The organism is Specibacter cremeus (genome assembly GCF_003946885.1).
GTDB classification, from domain to species: domain Bacteria; phylum Actinomycetota; class Actinomycetes; order Actinomycetales; family Micrococcaceae; genus Specibacter; species Specibacter cremeus.
Genome location: NZ_RWKQ01000030.1, coordinates 46836 through 53879, shown reverse-complemented (window position 1 = coordinate 53879; position 7044 = coordinate 46836). Strand labels below are relative to the sequence as shown.

Genomic DNA, 7044 nt, shown 5'->3' with positions numbered 1-7044 from the left:
ACTACATATTTAGGCCGAAAGAAGGCTTTCCACCCGGAAACTCAACGAAACCGGGCAGAAAGCCCACGTAACTTCGGTTTAATGGGTGAACGACGCTACCGAAATGCCCGCCGCCGAGCCCCAGCACGAGGTGGGCGTCGGCCCGTGGGAGGGGCCCTGGCCCGACGGGGACCGGTGGGATCCGCAGCTGCTGGCCGACGGCGACCGGCGCAACGTGCTGGACAAGTACAGGTACTGGCGCATGGACGCCATCATCGCGGACCTGGACAAGCGCCGGCACGATTTCCACATCGCGATCGAGAACTGGCAGCACGACCTGAACATCGGCACGGTCGTGCGCACGGCCAATGCATTCCTGGCCAAGGAGGTGCATATCATCGGACGACGGCGGTGGAACCGGCGCGGCGCCATGGTCACCGACCGCTACCAGCATGTGCGCCACCACCCGACCGTGGAGGACTTCACCGCCTGGGCCACGGCCGAGGGCTTGGCCATTATCGGCATCGACATCTTCCCGGACTCCCAACAGCTGGAAACCTACGACCTGCCGCGCCATTGCGTGCTCGTGTTCGGCCAGGAGGGCCCCGGGCTGAGCGAGGAGGTGCACGCCGCCGCCGAGGCCACGCTGTCGATCGAGCAATTCGGTTCCACCCGGTCCATCAACGCCGCCGCGGCGGCCGGCATCGCCATGCACGCCTGGATCCGCCGCCACGTGTTCAACCAGCACGTCGCGCCGACCCCCTAGCCGCGATATGGACCCATTGTGGGTATATGGGTAATGCTCTGCTTTTGGAGTATGCTTGCGACAAGCACCACCAAGGAGCAACCCATGAACGGCACCAAGTTCACCCCGGTCGGCGAAGTCAGCGCCGACGAGCGCTCACGCATCGCCGTCGGCAAGGCCGGCGTGCGACGGGACGACCGCTACGCGGTCGCAGTCAACGAAGAAGGCGCCATCCTGCTGACGCCGTTGGTGTCGATCCCCAAGCGAGAACTCCTCGTGTGGGAAAACACCCAGGTGAGGGAGGCTCTCAGCCGCGGCCTCCTCGAATCCGCCGCCGGTCAAGCGCGCAGCCTCGGCGATTTCACGCAGTTCGCCGACGGGGGCGAAGACGACGACTGATGGCTTTCGACTTGCTTTTCACCCCTGAAGCCGAGGCGGCACTTGACCTGCTCAGGTCGGATGGTCATCTCGAGAAGAAATTGAGAAAGGTTCAACGTGCACTTGGCCGCTTGCAACAGGATCCCCGGTATCCCGGTCTGAGCTCGCACAAGTACAGCTCGTTGTCCGGGGTGAACGGTGAAGAGGTCTGGGACTCGTACGTGGAGAACAACACCCCCTCCGCATGGAGGATCTACTGGCACTATGGGCCCGGTCGGAACGTCATCACCGTTTTCGCCATCACTCCACACCCCAAGGACTGACCGGCGCTTCAAGCGGACGAGGACTCGAAGCGAAGTCGTGGAGTGGCATCGCAATGCACGCGTGGATCCGCCTGCATGTGCTCGGGCAACCGGTCGGGCCGAAACCCTAGCCAGCCGGCGGCGAACGGGCCTAGTCTCTGGGGTGGGCGGACGCAAAGGGCGTCCGACGGGGGAAAAGAAACTTTCATGAAAAGGTCTCAGCGTTCCGTATCCTTTGCTTCCCGGATCCTTGCCATCGGCGCGGCCGCAGCCTGCACCATGGCGCTGGGAACCACCGGGGCCCTGGCGGCCCCGCCATCGCCGGACACCTCGTTCCCCGGGGCCGTGCCCTCGTGGGCGCAGCCGGCCAACGACCAGGGCGCGGCCGCGGCCGGCACCACCGTCGAGGGGGAGGTCTACCTCCACCTGCGTGACGCGGCCGGGGCCACGGCCCTGGCCGCTGCCGTCTCGGACCCCGCCAACCGGCACTACCAGGACTGGCTCTCCCCGTCCCGGTGGATCGGGCGCTTCTCACCCACCCGAGGCGACTATGCCGCCGTCGTCGATCACCTCGAGGCGAAGGGCCTGACCATCACCGGCACCCCGGAAAGCCGGCTGTACGTGGTGTTCCGCGGCACCGCCGCGCAGGTGAACGGCGCGTTCGGCACCGACCTGCACAACTACAATTTCCACGGCACCACGCTCGTGGGGCCGGCGTCGATTCCCAGCCTGCCCGCCGCCGTCGCCGCCACCGTGGCGGGGCTGAGTGTGGACCAGGGCCGGTTGCTGACCCGGCCGGATTCCCTGGAACAGGGCGCCGGCCTGCCGCACACGCCGGAGGCCGCGACGCTGGCGCCGGCGCAGAGGGCCGTCTGTTCGACCTACTACGGCGAGCACCGGTTCGCCATCCCGCCGGCCTACGGCCGGACCGAGGCGAACACGTTCATCTGCGGCTACACGCCATCGCAGATCCAGTCGGCCTACGGCAAGGGCCTGCTCGCCGACGCGGAACCGGGCAACAGCGGCCGGCACGGGCACGCCCCGGACGGGCGCGGCCAGGGAGTGGCCATCATCGACGCGTACGCGTCGCCGACCATGCTCTCCGACGTCAACACGTACTCGGCCAAATACGGCCTGCCGGCCATGGACTCGGCCAGCTACCAGCAGATCGTGCCGGCGCCCTCCGAGTTCTCGGACCAGGCGCTGTGCCAGTTCCCGAGCGGGTGGCAGAGCGAGCAGACCCTGGACGTCGACTCCGTGCACGGCGCCGCGCCGGGTGCCGGCATCCTGTACGTTGGCGGCTTCAACTGCGGCGGCGGGCTGGACATTGCCATGTCGACGATCCTGGACCACAAGCTGGCGAACATCGTCTCGAACAGCTACAGCAACCGGGGCGAGGCCGTGCCCGCGGACGTGATCGCGGGCGAGGTCACCATCCAGTTGCAGGCCGCCGGCGAGGGCGTCGGGCTGTACTTCTCCAGCGGCGACAACGGGGATGAGGTTGCCAACCTCGGCTACGCGTCGCCGGACTTCCCGGCCAGTTCGCCATGGGTCACCGCCGTGGGCGGGACAAGCCTGGCCGTGGACCAGCGCGGCCGCTACCTGTTCGAGACCGGCTGGGGCAACGTCCTGGACAAGTTCGCCAACGGCGCCTATGCGGCACCGCTGCCGGGCACCCTGTTTGGCGGCGGGGCCGGCGGCGGCGTGAGCGCCGTGTTCGCCGAGCCGGGCTACCAGAAGGGCGTCGTGCCGGATTCCCTGTCGCAGGGCAACCGGGTCTCCCCGGACATCGCGTCGCTGGCCGACCCGTACACCGGGTACGTCATCGGCATCAGCCCCATCAATGACAACGCGACGCTGGCCACCGACCCGTTCACCATCAAGACCTTCGGCGGCACGTCGCTGGCGTGCCCGTTGACGGCGGGGCAAATGGCCGTCGCCCAGCAGGTGTCCGGCACGGTGCTCGGGTTCGCCAACCCGGCCATCTACGCCGTGGACCGGAGCGGGCCGTGGGCGTTCACCGACGTCGTGCCGCGGAACCACCAGCCGATCCTCGCGTACACGTCGGCCCGGTCGGGCAACAACTACCTGCTGTCCATGGACAAGGACACGTCGCTGGCCACAGCCAAGGGGTACGACGACGTGACCGGCGTTGGGAGCATGAGCTACCGGTTCGCGCTCGCCGTCACCGGCTACGGGAGGTGACCCAACATGCTCGGCGCTTCATCTTCGGCGGTGTCGCGGCGGCAATGACTACGATGGGGGAAGCCACACCGATTAGCCCAAGGAGCTTTCCATGCCCATTGCAACACCGGACAAGTACGCCGAGATGATCGACCGCGCCAAGGCCGGCGGCTTCGCCTACCCGGCGGTGAACGTGACGAGCTCGCAGACACTCAATGCGGCGCTGCAGGGCTTTGCCGATGCGGGCTCCGACGGCATCATCCAGGTCTCCACCGGCGGCGGCGCGTACTGGTCCGGCGCCGGCGTGAAGGACATGGTGGCCGGTTCCCTCGGGTTCGCGGCGTTCGCCCGCGAGGTGGCGAAGAACTATCCGGTCAACGTGGCCCTGCACACCGACCACTGCCCGAAGGACAAGCTGGACGGTTTCGTGCTGCCCCTGCTGGCCGCCTCGGAGGCGGAGGTCAAGGCCGGCCGCGACCCGATCTTCAACTCGCACATGTGGGACGGCTCCGCGGAGACGCTCGAGGAGAACCTGCGCATCGGCCGCGAACTGCTGGCCCGCACGTCCGCCGCGCACATCATCCTCGAGGTCGAGATCGGCGCCGTCGGCGGCGAGGAGGACGGCGTGGAGAACGCCATCAACGACAAGCTGTACTCCACGGTGGCCGACGGACTGGCCACGGTCGAGGCGCTGGGCTCGGGCGAGAACGGCCGCTACATCACGGCGCTCACGTTCGGCAACGTACACGGCGTGTACAAGCCGGGCAATGTGAAGCTGCGCCCGGAGATCCTTAAGGACATCCAGGCCCAGGTCGGCGCCAAGCTCGGCAAGACGAACCCGTTCGATCTGGTGTTCCACGGCGGCTCCGGCTCCACCGAGCAGGAGATCCGCGACGCCGTCTCCTACGGCGTCATCAAGATGAACATCGACACCGACACGCAGTACGCGTTCACCCGCGCGGTGGCCGGGCACATGATGGCCAACTACGACGGCGTGCTGAAGATCGACGGCGAGGTCGGCAACAAGAAGACGTACGACCCGCGCGTGTGGGGGGCACTGGCCGAAAAGGGCCTGGCCGCCCGCGTCGTCGAGGCCGCCGCGCAGCTCGGTTCGGCGGGGAAGACGAACAAGTAAATGGAATTCGGCAAGAACCTGCTCGGCCCGGAGCCGACGCTGCTGCCCGTGGAGGAGGACGTGGCCGCACGCCTGGCGGCCGGGGAGGAGGCCGTCGACCTGGCCGCCGCGCACCCGACGTCGTCGCTGCTGTGGGCCATCCTGGCCGACGAGGCGTTCGCCCAGGGGCGCACCATCGAGTCGTACGCGTACGCGCGCACCGGCTACCACCGCGGCCTGGACGCGCTGCGCCGCAACGGATGGCGCGGCGCGGGACCGGTCCCGTACGACCATGAGGGAAACCGGGGCTTCCTGCGGGCGCTGTACGCCCTGGGCCGGGCCGCCGGGGCCATCGGCGAGGCGGACGAGGCCGCCCGGATCGGCAAGTTCCTCATCGACTCGGACCCGGCGGCGCAGGCGGCCATCGAGGCGCAGTAGCCCCCGGTGGTTGAGCCTGTCGAGACCCCCGGTGGTTGAGCCTGTCGAGACCCCCGGTGGTTGAGCCTGTCGAGACCCCCGGTGGTTGAGCCTGTCGAGACCCCCGGGGTTGAGCCTGTCGAAACCCGATCTCGACAAGCTCGATCACCGGGCACCGGCTCGACCGCGTCGCTGCGAGGTCCTGGCGGCCATCTCGCTGGCCATCGACCTGGGCCTGGGCCAGCCCATGGAACACATGCTCCGGTCCTCGATCCTGGCCCAACGCCTGGCGGACCGGCTGGAGCTGGACCGTGGCTGCCGGGAGCGGATCTTCGCCACGACCCTGCTGGCATGGATCGGTTGCCACGCGGACTCCTTCGAGCTGACCGGACTGTTCGGTGATGACCTGGCGTTCCGCGCGGCCGGCTCGCCTCCACGCTCGGCATGGATGCGCAGGTGCCGCCCGTCCTTGCCTGCACCTTTGAACGCTGGGATCGGAAGGGTCTGCCCGACGGACGGTCGGGGACCGGGATCCCGCTGGAAATGCGCGTCACCCATCTTGCCGATGTCTCGGAGATCTACGTCCGCAACGGCGGCGTTGACGCGGCCCGGACCGTGGTGCGGCAACGGCGGGGAACCCAATTCGATCCCGACTTTGCGGACCTGTTCTGCGAGGATGCCCAAGCATTGACGGACGGGCTCGTGTCCGTGGACTCATGGACGGCCGCCCTGGCGTCGGCCCCGCCCGATGCGCCGCTGGCCGGTCCGGAACTGCTGGGCAGTAGATGTCGACGACGCAACTGCTGGGCAGTAGATGTCGAAAATCCGGCACAATCGGGTCGAAACGAGCATCTACTGCCCACTCGTTCGCAAACGAGCAGTTACTGCCCACTCGTTTGCCGATCGTCCTGTCCTACTCCGGTTGGCGTGCCGGTCCCGCGCACAGTGGCCGGTGGACGGACCGTCATGGCGGCTGCCGCCGGCTGGAAACGGGGCGGTCGCTCGTTCCTCGCAAGATGATCCGCGGCTGCCGGCCCTGGCGGGTGGGTGGGGAGCGGGGGCCGTGTCCAGCGGCACTCGCTCGGGTCTCGACAGGCTCGACCACCGGATTCTTGGTTCAGCGGCGGACCATGCTCAGCCGCCACACCTCCGGCCCGCTTTCGACGTAGTCGACGGTGAAACGGCCGGGCGCGCGCTGTTCCAGCTGTGCCAGCAGGGGCAGCGGATTGTGGTTGGCGACCAGCAGGATGCCGCGCCCAGTGCCAAGCCCATCGAGGGCGCCGAAAATCGTTGCGTGCCGGATGGCGTGCGGGATGACCCGCGTGTCCAGTTCGGACGGGCCCGGCTCGTCGTGGCCGCCACAGGCGCACCCGCCCGTTCCCGGGGCCGCGGCGTCCGGGACCGCTGCGGCGGGCAGGACCCTAGCGAGGTCCACGGCCGGACTTTGCGCCAGCACCGGCAGGCCCAGTTCGGCGGCCTGGTCCAGGAACGCGCCGCCGGCCTCCCGCACCCGCGCGGCGGCACTCGCAACACGTTGCGGAGCATCCTGGCGCGCAAGGAACCTTGCCGCCTCGGAGACCCGCGCGCTGAGCCGGGCCCCCACCGCCGCCAGGGCGGCCGCGCCCGCATCCGTGGCGCCCGCCGATGCCAGGGCCGCGATGAGTGACGCCGAGAGCGGCAGGAACTCCTGCTCGGCGAAGTCCACGAGTTTGGCCTGGTCGGCGGCGGCGACGTCGCCGCCGGTGGCATTCGCAGCCGAGGCCTGCACGTTGGCGGTGAGCACGCCGAGGGTGCCGGCGGTTTCGGCCAGCCGCGCGCGTGCCTTTTCCAGGGCGTCCGCCTCGGCCGGAGAGGAGGCAAGCACAAGATTGTTCACGATTCATACCTTCCGTTCACCGCCGGAATGGCGATTGTGCGCTCATATT

At 68.6% G+C, this 7044-nt stretch carries 8 protein-coding genes; 7 read left to right on the top strand and 1 reads right to left on the bottom strand.

Annotated elements, in window-relative coordinates:
• Positions 1 to 103: 103 nt before the first annotated feature.
• From EJC77_RS12690 to EJC77_RS20730, 7 genes are all read left to right on the top strand, one after another.
• Positions 104 to 745: a TrmH family RNA methyltransferase gene (locus tag EJC77_RS12690; protein WP_125613172.1), complete on the top strand. Its 642-nt coding sequence runs from the start codon at positions 104 to 106 to the stop codon at positions 743 to 745.
• 84 nt (positions 746 to 829) lie between these two features.
• The gene (locus tag EJC77_RS12685) at positions 830 to 1123 is read left to right on the top strand and encodes a hypothetical protein (protein ID WP_125613157.1); all 294 of its coding nucleotides are present in this window, start codon (positions 830 to 832) and stop codon (positions 1121 to 1123) included.
• Positions 1123 to 1425: a hypothetical protein gene (locus tag EJC77_RS12680; protein WP_125613155.1), complete on the top strand. Its 303-nt coding sequence runs from the start codon at positions 1123 to 1125 to the stop codon at positions 1423 to 1425. Before EJC77_RS12685 ends, EJC77_RS12680 begins: the two co-directional genes overlap by 1 nt.
• 186 nt (positions 1426 to 1611) lie before the next feature.
• Entirely contained in the window at positions 1612 to 3609 is a 1998-nt protein-coding gene (locus tag EJC77_RS12675) for a S53 family peptidase (RefSeq protein WP_240630211.1), read from the top strand.
• Between the two features lie 91 nt (positions 3610 to 3700).
• The gene (gene fbaA, locus EJC77_RS12670) at positions 3701 to 4723 is read left to right on the top strand and encodes a class II fructose-bisphosphate aldolase (protein WP_125613153.1); all 1023 of its coding nucleotides are present in this window, start codon (positions 3701 to 3703) and stop codon (positions 4721 to 4723) included.
• A complete protein-coding gene (locus tag EJC77_RS12665; protein ID WP_125613151.1) occupies positions 4724 to 5140 on the top strand; it encodes a DUF3151 domain-containing protein in 417 nt (138 codons plus the stop codon).
• 423 nt (positions 5141 to 5563) lie between these two features.
• A complete protein-coding gene (locus EJC77_RS20730) occupies positions 5564 to 6139 on the top strand; it encodes an HD-GYP domain-containing protein (RefSeq protein ID WP_125613149.1) in 576 nt (191 codons plus the stop codon).
• A 97-nt stretch (positions 6140 to 6236) separates the two neighbouring features.
• On the opposite strand, the gene EJC77_RS21115 is transcribed toward EJC77_RS20730, so the two are convergent.
• Entirely contained in the window at positions 6237 to 6995 is a 759-nt protein-coding gene (locus EJC77_RS21115) for a DUF2249 domain-containing protein (protein ID WP_164520407.1), read from the bottom strand.
• Positions 6996 to 7044: the final 49 nt, after the last annotated feature.